Here is a 13,027-nt window from a genome sequence, read left to right as displayed (position 1 = left end):
CCATTGCCATCCGGAGACGCGCCATGACCCGACCCGCTCCCGCCACCCGCGCGGCTTACCGTCATTTCGTGACGATGGCGACCCGGTGGCGCGACAATGATGTCTACGCGCATATGAACAACGCGGTGTTCTACGAGTACGTGGACAGCGTCGTGAACGGCTGGATCGTGGGGACGGGGACGTTGGAGATCCCGCATGGGCCGGTGGTGGGCCTCGTGGTGCAGTCGGACTGCATCTTCCACGCGAGCCTCGGTTTTCCGACGCCGGTGACCGGCGGCCTGCGGGTTGGCAAGGTCGGGCGCAGCTCGGTGCGTTACGAGGTCGGGCTCTTCGACGGTGCGGCCGACAGCGCGTCGGCGGAGGCCGGGTTCACCCACGTCTATGTCGACAGCACCACGCGGCGACCGGTGGAGCTGCCCGAGCCGTTCCGGGCGGCGGTGGAGAGCCTGCAAACTGATTGACAGGGGCAATCAGTTTGATTGATCCTGTCAATCATGTCCTATGACCTGCACGCCTCGCTCGGCTACCAGCTCTCCCGCCTCGCCCGGGCCGTCGAGCGGGGATTCGAGGCGCGGCTGGAGCCGTTGGAGCTCACCCGCCTGCAATGGTGCGTCCTGCTCGGCGTCGGGCAGGAGGGGATCGGGCAGCCGTCTGGCTTGAGCGATTTCATTGGGGTGGACCGCGCCGCGATCTCCCGCGCGTTGAACGTGCTGGAAGGGCAGGGGCGTGTCGTTCGCACCGCCTCCAACGGCGACGGGCGGGCGCGGGACGTGGCGATTACGGCGGCTGGTCGTGCGGTGCTCGACGAGGCCGTGGCCGCCGCCCGTGCGAATGCCGAGGACATGACCCGCGACCTCGATCCCTGTTCCCGCGACCGGCTGCTGGCGCTGCTCACCGAGCTTAACGCCGCGCGGCCTGGCCCGCTGAAAGGTCTCTGACATGCGCCTGCGCTCCTATGCCGACCGGCCCTTCCACCTCGGCCCCTATCCGGCGGAGACGTTGCGGCGCGGGCCGATGCCGGACCTCTCGCGCGTGCCGGAGGATGCGCCGGTGGCGGTGCCCGACACGCCGCTCGGCCGGGCGCTCGCCCGATACCAGGCGATGCTGGACGCCACCCGCGACGGGCTGGTGAAGCGGGAGCGGGCGGTGATCCCCGAGGATCTGGAGGAGCGGGCGCGGCACCTGAAGAGCTTCACCTATTACTGCGATGCGAGCCTTGCGGGGACCTGCGCGATTCGGCCCGCGATGTGGCGCGATGCGCCGCTCCACAATCCCGGGGTCGCGGCACTGGCGCAGGAGCTCCAGACCCGCCAGACCTCCACCCTCTCGGCCGGGATCGACGTCATCATGGCGGAGCTGAAGGAAAGCGCCGCCGTCCCGCCCGGCGACTGTCGCCACCACACCCACGCGCTCGTTTACCTCTATGCCTGGCCGCGAGATCCGCGCGATGCGCCGGGCGAGTGGATGCTGGAGGGGGCGCAGGCTGCGCGCGCGGCGCTGCGGGCGGGCGAGACCGGCTCGGTCCTATCGAGCTACATCCGCCTGCTGGGCGACGAGGCACGGGCGCACCAGGGCACCGCGTCCGACGTGCATCTGGGCCGGTTCGCCGTGGCAGCAGGCCTCGCGCGGGTCGAGGGCGGCCGCCTCGTCAATCCGTGGTTCGGGGAGCGCTTCGGCATTGGCGTTGTGACCACGACGCTGGTGGTCGCGCCCGACCAGCCGCTCGCGGATGATCCCGGCGGCAAGGGTGTCCAATGGTATCTCGGCGCGCAGGCGAAGACGGCCCTCAATGCCGACCCCTTCGCCAAGCGCAACTACGCCAACGGTGCGCATCCCTTCGAGACGCTGAAGCGCGTCGACACGCCCACCACCTATATCGACGAGCCGCGCGTCCCCCGCGTGCCGAAGCGCGCCGACATGTTCTCGCGCGCGCTCTTCGGCGACATGGGCCGCGGCCCGCAGGAGAACGCGAAGAACGGCAACTACGTGCGCAAGTCCGCCTCCGCCTTCGCGTTCCGCCGGGCGCTGGGCGCGCTGACGCTGCTGCAGGACGGCCCGGCGCAGGCGAAGGACCCGCAGGCCGACGAAGCGCAACGCAACGCCGACTGGATCAAGGCGGCGAGCTATTTCCTCGGCGTCGACGCGGTGGGGATCAGCCGCTGCCCGGACTGGGCCTACTACTCCCACGACGCGAAGGGCGACCCGCTGCCCGCCTACCATGCCAACGCCGTTTCCATGATCATCGACCAGGGGCACGAGACGATGGAGGGTGCGAGCGGCGACGACTGGATCGCCTGCGCCCAATCCATGCGCGCCTACCTGCGCTTCTCGCTGCTCGGTGGGGTCATCGCGGAGGCGATCCGCGAGATGGGCTACGAGGCGCGCGTCCACTCCGTCATCGACGGCGAGGTGCTGCAGCCGCCGCTGCTGCTGCTCTCCGGCCTCGGCGAGGTTTCCCGGATCGGAGAGGTCATCCTCAACCCCTTCCTCGGCCCGCGGCTGAAATCCGGGGCGGTCACGACCAACATGCCGATGGCGCATGACAGGCCCATCGACTTCGGCCTGCAACGCTTTTGCGAGGCCTGCAACAAGTGCGCCCGCGAATGCCCCTCGGGCGCGATCACCGCCGGGCCGAAGCGGATGTTCAACGGCTACGAGATCTGGAAGTCCGACAGCCAGAAATGCACCACCTACCGCATCGGCACGGCGGGCGGCGCCATGTGCGGCCGCTGCATGAAGACCTGTCCGTGGAACCTCGAAGGCCTGTTCGCCGAGGCCCCCTTCCGCTGGGCCGCGATGCACGTGCCGGGGGCGGCGAAGCACCTGGCGGCCCTCGACGACCGCCTTGGCCGGGGCAACATGAACCCGGCCAAGAAGTGGTGGTGGGACCTGGAGATGGAGAGCGACGGCCCCTACCGCCCCGCCGTGCAGCCGGTGAACCGGCGCGACATCTCCCCTGATCTCGACCTGCGCCACGAGGATCAGACGCTTGCCGTCTATCCCGCGCCGCTCGCCCCGCACCCCTGGCCCTTCCCCGATCCGATGGACCGGGAGGCGGGGATCGCGGCTTACAAGGCGCTGATCTCTGCCGGTGAGTACAAGCGGCGGATCGCGCGCGGCGAGGACCCGTCGCACAAGCTGCGCGATTTCGGGGCGGAGGCGCCGGTGCTGCCGGTCGTGGTCTCGAAGGTCGAGCACATGACCGGCGACATCACCAAGTACGAGTTCCGCGCTGCGGATGGCGGCGACCTGCCGGAATGGCAGGCTGGCGCGCATCTCGACGTGGTGGTGGCGCCGGAGTTCCTGCGCCAGTACTCCATGTCCGGCGATCCGGCGCGGCGCGACATCTACCAGATCGGCGTGCTGCGCGAGGATGCGGGCCGCGGCGGTTCCGCCCTCATGCACCGGATCTTCTCCGAAGGGCGGCGGGTCTTCATCTCCCGCCCCATCAACCACTTCCCGCTGGTGGAGGATGCGCCGAAGACGCTGCTGATGGCCGGCGGCATCGGCGTCACCCCGATGATCGCCATGGCGCACCGGCTGCACGCGCTGGGGCGGGAGTTCGAGCTGCACTATTCCTGCAAGACACGAGCGACCGCCGCCTATCTCGATGACCTCGCCGCCGCGCCCTGGGCCGACCGCGTGCACTACTGGTTCTCCGACGAGACCCGCGCCGACCTCGCGGCGCTGACCGCCCACACGGAGGGCGCGCATCTCTACACCTGCGGCCCCGACCGCTACATGAGCGCGGTGCTGGAGGCGGCGGAGGCCAACGGCTGGCTGGAGGAGGCGCTGCATCGCGAGTACTTCTCCGTTCCCGAAGCGCCGGAGCGGGAGAACCATCCCTTCACCCTGCGCCTGCCCTATGGGCGTGAGGTCGCCGTGGCGGCCGAACAGACCGCCTCCGACGCTCTGATCGACGCCGGGATCAAGGTGGACGTGAAATGCGCCGACGGCCTCTGCGGCGTCTGCAAGTGCACCGTCACCGCCGGTGCCGTCGACCACCGCGACTTCGTCCTGTCGAAAGCCGAGCGCGAGACCGCGATGATCCTCTGCCAGTCCCGCGCGGCCGAGCCGGGCGGCACGCTCGATATCGCGCCCTGATCTCTCTTCTCGAAGTATCTCCGCCGGAGGCACACGATCTCTGAAACAAACCGGAACGCAGCCTTGACTTGCCAGTGATCGGCCAAGCCGCTGAAATGGCGGTATGCCGCAGCGTTCGCCCCGCACCCATGTCTTCATCATCGACGGGACGTTCTCGCGTCTCACGGAAGGCCACGAGACCAATGCGGGCCTCGCCTTCCGGCTGCTGGAGGAGGTGGGCCAGACCGCGCGGCAATCGGTCGGCTACCATCCCGGCATCCAAGGGCGGGGCTGGTCGAAATGGCTGCACGCCGCCGCCGGGATCGGCGTCAACGAGGCGATTGCGGAGGCCTATGCCACTATCGCCTCGCGCTACGTGCCCGGCGACCGGATCGTGCTTCTGGGTTATTCGCGCGGCGCTTACGCGGTGCGCTCGCTCGCCGGCTGGATCGAGCGCATCGGGCTTCTGAAAGCGAAGCACGCCACAGCGCGGCGCGTCGACCGGTCCTTCGGCTATTACGAGCGGATGCGGCGGACGGACGACGCGCGGCGCTTCTCCGAGCTCTTCTGCCACCGCGACGTACCGATCGAGATGGTGGGGGTCTGGGACACCGTCCGCGCGCTGGGCCTGCCCTATCCGCTGATCAACCGGCTGGCCCCGATGGCCACGGATTTCCACGACGACAATGTCAGCCCCGCCGTCCGCTTCGCCGCGCAGGCCCTCGCGCTCGACGAGATGCGGGTCGCATACTCGCCCGTGCTCTGGCACCGCCCGCCCTGTTGGGAGGGGCGGATGGAGCAGGTCTGGTTCGCGGGCAATCACGGCGATATCGGCGGGCAGGTCTGGCGCAAGCCGCGGGCGCGGGGGCTGTCGAACATCCCGCTGGTCTGGATGCTCGAACGGGTGGAGCGGGTGGGCGTGACGTTGCCCGAAGGCTGGCGCAGCCGCTTTCCCTGCGATCCGCTCGCTCCCTCGCTCGGCAACTGGTCGGGGACGGGCAAGCTCTTTCTCTACCGCTCCCGCCGCCTCGTGCAGCCGGGGCCGCACCAGCGGGTGCACCCGACGGTGCTGGAGCGGACCTGGGGCAAGCGCGGCTACCGTCCGCTGGCCGAGGTCGCGGGCGAGGACAGCACGATCACCGACGCGATGATGCCGGCGCGCGGCACGCCGTGAGCAGGATCAGGCGAAAACGATCGCCCAGAAGAACATCGGCGCGAGCTGTGCAGCCCCCGCCACCGCGATCACGCTGCGTGCAAACCGCCCCTCAAAGCGGCGCCAAAGCATGGTGAGGATCAGCAGCACGCCCATCGTCTCCAACGCGCCGAAGATCGTGCCGTAATGATCCGGGTCCCAATAGCTGATGGGGCTGACGAAGACCCAGTCGGACAGCGGCCAGAAATGCTGCCGCGCGTCGTCGTTGTGGAGCAGAAAATCGGCGATCACATGGATCAGCCCCGACACGCCGAAGGCCGTGCCCGCCGCATTGCGCAGCGCCAACGCGATTACCGCCACGAGTGACCAGAGCGGGATGGAGTTGTCCACCGCCATGATCTGCTGAACCCAGCCGCTGTAGTAGGTCTCGCGAAAGAAGGTCTCGGCCGACTGGCCACCCACGGTCATCGACCACGCCCCGATGAGGTAGAGCGACAGGTCCGGCAGCAGCCCACCGAAGAGGGCGGCGGCCGTTATCCGCTTCGCATCAGGCCGCGCGAAGAGCCCCGCGGACAGGACCAGGTGGGCGGGCGTGTTCAATAGTCGATGCCGCGCTGCGCCTTGATGCCCGCCTGGAAGGGGTGCTTGACCTCCACCATCTCGGTCACGAGGTCGGCATATTCCATCAGCGAGGGCTTCGCGTCGCGCCCGGTCAGGATGACCGAGGTCTGCTTCGCCCGTCCTTCCAGCCCGTCGCGCACCGCGGCCGCGTCGAGATAGTCGTAGCGCAGCGCGATGTTGATCTCGTCGAGCACGATCAGGTCGTACTCACCCGAGGACATCATCGCGCAGGCCTGGGCGAAGGCCTCCATCGCGGCCTGCGTGTCCTGCTCCTTGTCCTGCGTATCCCAGGTGAAGCCGTCGCCCATCGTGTGCCAGTCGATCTCGGGGAAGCGGGCGAAGAACTCCCGCTCGCCGGTCTTCCACTTGCCCTTGATGAACTGGACGATCCCGACCTTCTGCCCCCAGCCGAGCGCGCGGGCGACGACGCCGAAGGCGGACGAGCTCTTGCCCTTGCCGTCGCCGGTGTGGATGAGCACGAGGCCGCGATCGGCGCGGGTCTTCTGCGCCATCTTCTCCCGATGTTCGGTCTGGGCCTGTTGCATCGCCTCGCGATGGGCGTCATTCGTCGTGCTCATGGGGCCTCCTTGTGCCTTTGGAAGAAGATGGAAGGTGCGCGCGGGATGGGCAAGGCCGTGATGGTGCAGGGGACGGGCTCGAACGTGGGCAAGTCGATGCTCGTGGCCGGGCTCTGCCGGGCCTATGTGCGGCGCGGGCTGAGCGTCCGGCCCTTCAAGCCTCAGAACATGAGCAACAATGCCGCCGTCACGCCCGAGGGGGGCGAGATCGGGCGGGCGCAGGCGTTGCAGGCCGCGGCGTGCGGCGTTTCGCCCTCGGTCCACATGAACCCGGTGCTCCTGAAGCCGGAGACGGAGACGGGCTCGCAGGTCGTGGTGCAGGGCAAGGTCGCCTTCCGGGCCGAGGCGCGGGCCTACTGGCGGCGCAAGGCGGAGCTGATGGCGCCGGTGCTCGACAGCTTCTCCCGCCTACGTGCCGAGGCCGATCTGGTCATCGTGGAAGGCGCGGGCAGCCCGGCGGAGACCAATCTGCGCGCCAACGACATCGCGAACATGGGCTTCGCGCGCGCGGCGGACGTGCCGGTCCTGCTGGTCGGTGACATCGACCGCGGCGGCGTGATCGCACAGCTCGCGGGCCATGCGGCGGTGATGAAGGCGGGCGACCGGGCGCAGGTCGTGGCCTGCGCGGTCAACAAGTTTCGCGGCGACGTTTCCCTCTTCGACGAGGGCGTGGCGGAGATCGAGCGCCACACCGGCTGGCCCTGCCTCGGCGTCATCCCGTGGTTCGCCGAGGCGCGCCGCCTGCCGGCCGAGGACGCGCTGGAGCTGGCGGGCGGCGGCGACGGGCCGGTGAAGATCGCGGTGCCGCAGCTCTCGCGCATCGCCAATTTCGACGACCTCGACCCGCTGGCCGCCGAGCCGGGGGTGGAGATCGTGATGGTGCCCCCCGGCGCACCGCTGCCCGGCGATGCCGCGGCGGTGATCCTGCCGGGGACGAAGTCGACGCTGGGCGATCTGGCGTTTCTGCGGCAGCAGGGTTGGGACGTGGATCTGGCGGGTCATGTCCGGCGCGGCGGGCACGTGCTGGGGATCTGCGGCGGCTTCCAGATGCTCGGCCACCATATCGACGATCCCGACGGTGTGGACGGGCGACCGGGCGCGGCCGCGGGCCTCGGCCTGCTCGACGTGGCGACGGTGATGGCGCCGGAGAAGCGCCTCGGGACCACCGAAGGCGCGACGCCGGAGGGCGTCCCCGTCCGCGGCTACGAGATCCACATGGGCCGGATCAAGGGGCCCGATACGGAGCGGCCCCTGTTCCAATTGCCCGGTGGCTCCGAAGGGGCGGTGTCGCCGAGCGGCCGGATCGCGGGAACGCACCTCCACGGCCTCTTCTCCTCCGGCCCGTTTCGTGCGGTGTGGCTTGCCGGGCTCGGCGTCCAAAGCGCGTGTGCGGAACACGAGACCATCGTGGACGACGTGCTCGACCGCGTCGCCGACCACATGGAAGCCCATCTCGACCTCGACCGACTGCTGGCGCTCGCCCGATAAGGAACACTGGGGGGCTCCGCCCCGTTCGGGCCTGAAACGCTATGCGTTTATTGTAAGGCCCCTGTCCTGGGGCTCCGCCCCAGACCCCGGGATACTTGTGGACAGATGAAGGAGGGGCCTACGCTCGCCGATCGGTGAGGGATGTTTCAGTTCGGTTGGAGGATGCTTCCCCGCCTCCTACCTGTGACCGGGCGACGCAGGGAGGATGTGATGACCAGCGAGAAACTGAGCTTCCAGGGCCATTCGGGCGAGATGCTCGCGGCCCGCCTCGACCGGCCGGACGGGCCGCATCTGGCCACGGCGCTGTTCGCGCATTGCTTCACCTGCTCGAAGGACATCCCCGCCGCGCGCAGGATCGCTGCGAGGCTCGCGCAGGCCGGGATCGCCGTGCTGCGCTTCGATTTCACCGGGCTCGGCCATTCGGAGGGAGAGTTCGCGAACACGCACTTCTCCTCGAATGTCGAGGATCTGGTGCGCGCGGCGGGCCATCTGGACGGGCTCGGCATGGCGCCGGACCTGATGATCGGCCACTCGCTGGGCGGGGCCGCGGTGCTCGCCGCCGCCGGGAAGGTCGCCTCGGTCAAGGCGGTCGCGACCATCGCCGCGCCGGCCGATCCCTTCCACGTTACCGCCCATTTCGGCCCTGCCCTCGCGCGGATCGAGCAGGAGGGCGAGGCGGAGGTGAGCCTCGGCGGGCGTCCCTTCACCATCCGCCGCGATTTCGTCGAGGATGTGCGGGGGGCGAAGCTCAGCGAGGCCGTAGGCGCGATGCGCAAGCCGCTCCTCATCCTGCACTCGCCGGTGGACCAGACCGTGGGCATCGAAAACGCGACCGAGATCTGGGGTGCGGCGCGGCACCCGAAGAGCTTCGTAACGCTCGACACCGCCGACCACCTGCTGACCAGGGCCGCCGATGCGGAATATGCTGCCGGAGTCATCGAACGCTGGGCGGCCCGCTATATCGACCTCACGCCGCCTCCTGCTCCGGCCGACGTACCCGAGGGGGTCGTGCGCGCGAGCGAGAGCGACCCGCGCGGCTTCCTGCACGACATCAATGCCGGGCCGAAGCACCACGTGCTCGCCGATGAGCCGGTGGACTTCGGCGGCACCGATCTGGGCTTCACGCCCTACCAGCTCCTCGGCGGCGCGCTGGCGGCCTGCACCTCGATGACGATCCGGATGTATGCGCGGCACAAGGAGCTGCCGCTCGACCACGTCTCGGTCGACGTGACCCATGGCAAGATCCATGCCGCCGATGCGGACCGGGCCGAAGCAACGCCGCAGATCGACCACCTGCACCGCGTGGTCCACCTGCAGGGCGCGCTGACGCCGGAGCAGCGGGCGAAGCTCCTGGAGATCGCCAACAAGTGCCCCGTCCACCGGACGTTGGAGCGGACGGCGCACGTGACGACCGAACTTGCGGAGGAGCCGGCGCTCGCGGCAGGCTGACGCCATGATCCGCGAAACGCTTCTCGATATCGGCGGTGCACCGACCCGGCTGCTGACCTCCGGCCCGGAGGATGCGCCGCCGCTCCTGTTCCTGCACGGGTTTCCGGAGAGCAGCCTGAGCTGGTGCGGCGTGATGAAGGCGCTGCCGGAGTTTCGCTGCCTCGCCTTCGACCAGCGCGGCTTCGGGATCAGCCGCAATCCGTGGCCGGACCTGAAGGGCCTCGCCATGCCTGCTTTGCTGGGGGACGTGGCGGCGGTGCTGGACGCGGGAGGAAGCGAGCGGGTCACGCTGGTGGGCCACGACTGGGGGGCTGCGGTCGCCTACGCCGCCGCCTTCGCGCTGCCGCACCGGATCGGGCGGCTGGTGATCCTGAACGGCGTGCATCCGGTGCTGTTCCAGAAGGCGCTGGCCGCCGGAGGGCCGCAATCGGCCGCCAGCCAGTACATCGACTGGCTGCGCGCGGACGGCGTGGAGGACACGCTGCGCGCGAACAACTTCGAAAAACTGCTCGGCCTCTTCTCCGCCCACATGGACATGGGCTGGCTGACGCCGGAGCTCCGCGCCGAGTACGAACGCGAATGGTCCCGCCCGAACGCGGTGGAGGGCATGGTGAGCTGGTACCGTGTCTCTCCGGTCGAGGTCGCGCAGCCCGGCGCGCCGATCCCGCTGCCCGCCTGGGCGGAGGCGGAGATGCGGGTGACCATGCCGCATCTACTCATCTGGGGTTTAGACGACACGGCGTTGCTGCCCGAGGCGGCGGAGGGGCTGGAGGCGCTCTGTGAAGACCTCACGCGCGTAGAGCTGGAGGGCTGCGACCACTGGCTCCACCACCAGCGCCCCGACGCAGTGGCGAGGGCAATCCGGGAGTGGATGTCATCGCGGTCGTCCTTGGGCGAGGCCTAAGGATCTCGTCGCGTTGAGCAAATGCTCCGGTTGCGCCGGAGGTTACCACAGACGCCACCGTCCCGGCCGCAGAGCCGGGACCTTTCTCAGCCTCTACGACACCTGAGCCAAAGGCCCCGGATCACGTCCGGGGCGGTGCCAAGAACTAGAGCGTCGGTCCCGCGCCCCCTAACTCTCAATGATGCCGGGCACCTACCCACAAATACCCGCGATAGAGATGGTATTCGCGACATCCAGGCTTCGATCACCCAAGAGTACCAGCACCCCCACCGCCCCCAATCGCCGCCTGCCCATTGCACTGGACCGCGGCGTGCCTAATGTCTCTCCCGACCGAGCAAGGAGCACATGATGGACGAGGCGCAGAGCTTCATCACCTGGGAACCGACGATGTGGGGGCCGCTGATCGCGATCCTCATCCTCCTGTGTTTCTCGGCCTTCTTCTCGGGCTCCGAGACCGCGCTGACCGCCGCCAACCGGGCGAAGCTGCACGGCATGGGCGACGGCGGGGCGTCGCGCGCGCTCAAGCTCAAGGAGGACAGCGAGCGGCTGATCGGGGGCATCCTGCTCGGCAACAACCTCGCCAATATCCTCGCGACCTCGCTCGCCACGGCGCTTTTCACCGTGATGTTCGGAGAGAGCGGGGTGGCTGTCGCCACCCTCGTGATGACGCTGCTCGTGCTGATCTTCGCCGAGGTCATGCCGAAGACCTACGCGATCATCAATCCCGAGCGCATGGCCTCCCTCGTCGCCCTGCCGATCGGCATGGTGGTCCGGGTGCTCGCCCCCGTGGTCAACGTGGTGCGGCTGATCGTGCGGCTGACCTTGCGCCTCTTCGGCGTCGCCACCGATCCGGAGGCGCAGATCATGGCGCATGAGGAGATCGCGGAGGCGATCACGCTGCACGCCTCCGAAGGAACGGTGGAGAAGGACGACCGCGACCGCCTGCTCGCCGCCCTCGACCTCAAGCTGCGCACGGTGGAGGAGGTCATGATCCACCGCCGCAATATCGAGATGATCGATGCGGACAGCCCACCGGAGGAGATCCTGACGGCCTGCCTGCGCTCGCCGCACACCCGGATCCCGGTCTTCAAGGGCGAGCCCGAGAACATCGTCGGCATCATCCATGCCAAGGATCTCCTGCGCGCCGTCGACAAGCTGACGCGGGGGACCACCGGCGGGCTCGACAACCTAGCCGAGCTCAACATCATGGAAGTGGTCATGGAGCCGTGGTTCGTGCCGGATACCACGACGCTCGACGACCAGATGCGCGCCTTCCTGCGCCGTCATTCGCACTTCGCCCTGGTGGTCGATGAGTACGGTGCACTGCAGGGTCTCGTGACGCTGGAGGACATCCTGGAGGAGATCGTCGGCGACATCACCGACGAGACCGACGTGCAGGTCGAGGGGCTGGAGCGGACGACCGACGGCAGCTATCTGATCGACGGCTCCATGACGATTCGCGACCTCAACCGCGCGGCCGACTGGCAGCTCCCGGACGAGGAGGCGAACACGGTCGCCGGCCTCGTGATTCACGAGGCGCAGACGATCCCGACCACGGGCCAGGTCTTCTCGCTGCACGGCTTCCGCTTCGAGGTGCTGGAGCGGGAGCGCAACCGCCTCACCCGCCTGCGGATCCGGCCGCTCTGAGCGTTTTCCAGCCGGACGGGTGCGGCCCGACGTCGCGAAAACGCGATGACATGAGGCTCTAGTCGATGCGGGCGTAGCCACCGCGCATCCGGGCCCGGCGATGACGGTCCGCGGCGCGGGAGGCTTCGAGCAAGCCTTCGAAGAGATCGACCCGCGCGCAGGGCCGCCCGCCGATCCGGCCCCATTCGCGAATGACGGAAAACTCGCCGAAGAGATTGCGCGCGATCTCGATGCGATAGAACGTGGGCCGCAGACGCCGCGGCCCCGGACGCATCAGAAGACAGGCGTTCATCGCGTTGCTCCCATGACTCGTATTCTATCGTCCACGTCGCGGCGGGACAATCGAGCCGGTCCGCCCCTTCATCTGTCTCGAAGTATTCCGAGGTCCGGGGCAGCGCCCCAGCCGCCCGCAAAAAGGAAGAGGCCCCGCCGATTATGGCAGGGCCTCTAGTGGTGCGTTTTCCGCGTGTTGGCGGCCGATCGCCCTGGGGGTTAGCCCCGCCAGGTGCGCACCGGTCCGCAATCGAAATGGACGAAGTTGGAGCGGCCGTAGCGCCCCACGCCGCCCGCGTTGCAGGCGACGCCCGCGTCGTACATGTTCTGGACGCTGCGCGTGGACAGGCGCAGGTCCGCCGCCATCGCCTGCATGTGGTAGGAGTTGCGTGCCACACCCCGGCTGCGGGAGCGCAGCATGCGGTTGGTCGCCGGGCTGCGGTAGCCGGAGAGCAGGGAGTAGGGCTCCGAGGTCTCCATCCGGCGTGCGGCGGCGGCCATGATGTCGATGGTGCGCACATCGACCGCGTGTACCTCGTTCTGGCGCCAGTCGCGGAAGATGAAGTTGATCTCGTCGAGGACCTGCGGAATGTACTCGCCCTCGACCCAGTAGACGCTGTCGAGGCGTTCGCCGGTGCGCGGGTTGGAAATCTTGATGGATCGGATGTTGCCTGCACCGGTCAGCAGACCGGGAGCATTGGCGAAAACCGGCGCGGCGGAGACGGCCGCGATGCCGGCGAACGCGCCAAGCAAAGCACGTCGGCCTACGACGTTACTCTTCGTCATGGAAAAAGTCCCTATCTGTCCCTCTTTGCAACCTTCTGGGGGTGA

At 68.7% G+C, this 13,027-nt stretch carries 12 protein-coding genes; 8 read left to right on the top strand and 4 right to left on the bottom strand.

Annotated features, from left to right (window positions below; genetic code table 11):
* Nucleotides 1-23: 23 nt before the first annotated feature.
* The 4 genes from I0K15_RS02035 (at nt 24) to I0K15_RS02020 (ending at nt 5,257) form a co-directional block, all read left to right on the top strand.
* The gene (locus I0K15_RS02035; RefSeq protein ID WP_196103794.1) at nt 24-461 is read left to right on the top strand and encodes an acyl-CoA thioesterase; all 438 of its coding nucleotides are present in this window, start codon (nt 24-26) and stop codon (nt 459-461) included.
* Nucleotides 462-494: 33 nt separating this feature from the next.
* Nucleotides 495-938: a MarR family winged helix-turn-helix transcriptional regulator gene (locus tag I0K15_RS02030; protein ID WP_196103793.1), complete on the top strand. Its 444-nt coding sequence runs from the start codon at nt 495-497 to the stop codon at nt 936-938.
* Nucleotide 939: 1 nt separating this feature from the next.
* Nucleotides 940-4,104 carry a 2Fe-2S iron-sulfur cluster-binding protein gene (locus I0K15_RS02025; RefSeq protein ID WP_196103792.1) on the top strand — a complete coding sequence of 1,055 codons (3,165 nt, stop codon included), beginning with the start codon at nt 940-942 and terminating at the stop codon, nt 4,102-4,104.
* A gap of 103 nt (nt 4,105-4,207) precedes the next feature.
* Nucleotides 4,208-5,257 carry a DUF2235 domain-containing protein gene (locus tag I0K15_RS02020; protein WP_196103791.1) on the top strand — a complete coding sequence of 350 codons (1,050 nt, stop codon included), beginning with the start codon at nt 4,208-4,210 and terminating at the stop codon, nt 5,255-5,257.
* A gap of 6 nt (nt 5,258-5,263) precedes the next feature.
* Here I0K15_RS02020 and I0K15_RS02015 read toward each other — a convergent pair whose 3' ends face one another.
* Complete coding sequence (locus I0K15_RS02015; protein WP_196103790.1) at nt 5,264-5,836, bottom strand: cobalamin biosynthesis protein CobQ; 573 nt, start codon at nt 5,834-5,836, stop codon at nt 5,264-5,266.
* Nucleotides 5,833-6,435: a cob(I)yrinic acid a,c-diamide adenosyltransferase gene (cobO, locus tag I0K15_RS02010; RefSeq protein ID WP_196103789.1), complete on the bottom strand. Its 603-nt coding sequence runs from the start codon at nt 6,433-6,435 to the stop codon at nt 5,833-5,835. The genes I0K15_RS02015 and cobO overlap by 4 nt, the downstream gene beginning before the upstream one ends.
* A gap of 27 nt (nt 6,436-6,462) precedes the next feature.
* On the opposite strand from cobO, the gene I0K15_RS02005 reads away from it, so the two are divergent.
* The 4 genes from I0K15_RS02005 (at nt 6,463) to I0K15_RS01990 (ending at nt 11,923) form a co-directional block, all read left to right on the top strand.
* Nucleotides 6,463-7,923 (top strand): cobyric acid synthase, encoded by a 1,461-nt coding sequence (locus I0K15_RS02005; RefSeq protein WP_422394001.1) that lies wholly within the window; start codon nt 6,463-6,465, stop codon nt 7,921-7,923.
* A gap of 210 nt (nt 7,924-8,133) precedes the next feature.
* Nucleotides 8,134-9,372 carry a bifunctional alpha/beta hydrolase/OsmC family protein gene (locus I0K15_RS02000; RefSeq protein ID WP_196103788.1) on the top strand — a complete coding sequence of 413 codons (1,239 nt, stop codon included), beginning with the start codon at nt 8,134-8,136 and terminating at the stop codon, nt 9,370-9,372.
* 4 nt (nt 9,373-9,376) lie between these two features.
* The gene (locus I0K15_RS01995; protein WP_196103787.1) at nt 9,377-10,276 is read left to right on the top strand and encodes an alpha/beta fold hydrolase; all 900 of its coding nucleotides are present in this window, start codon (nt 9,377-9,379) and stop codon (nt 10,274-10,276) included.
* Nucleotides 10,277-10,624: 348 nt separating this feature from the next.
* Entirely contained in the window at nt 10,625-11,923 is a 1,299-nt protein-coding gene (locus tag I0K15_RS01990) for an HlyC/CorC family transporter (RefSeq protein WP_196103786.1), read from the top strand.
* Nucleotides 11,924-11,981: 58 nt separating this feature from the next.
* Here I0K15_RS01990 and I0K15_RS01985 read toward each other — a convergent pair whose 3' ends face one another.
* Together I0K15_RS01985 and mepK are read right to left on the bottom strand one after the other, a co-directional pair.
* Nucleotides 11,982-12,215 (bottom strand): WGR domain-containing protein, encoded by a 234-nt coding sequence (locus I0K15_RS01985; protein ID WP_196103785.1) that lies wholly within the window; start codon nt 12,213-12,215, stop codon nt 11,982-11,984.
* Nucleotides 12,216-12,415: 200 nt separating this feature from the next.
* A complete protein-coding gene (mepK, locus tag I0K15_RS01980) occupies nt 12,416-12,982 on the bottom strand; it encodes a peptidoglycan L,D-endopeptidase MepK (protein ID WP_196103784.1) in 567 nt (188 codons plus the stop codon).
* Nucleotides 12,983-13,027: the final 45 nt, after the last annotated feature.

Source organism: Pontivivens ytuae, assembly GCF_015679265.1.
GTDB lineage: Bacteria > Pseudomonadota > Alphaproteobacteria > Rhodobacterales > Rhodobacteraceae > Pontivivens > Pontivivens ytuae.
This window is presented reverse-complemented; position numbering and strand designations above follow the sequence as displayed.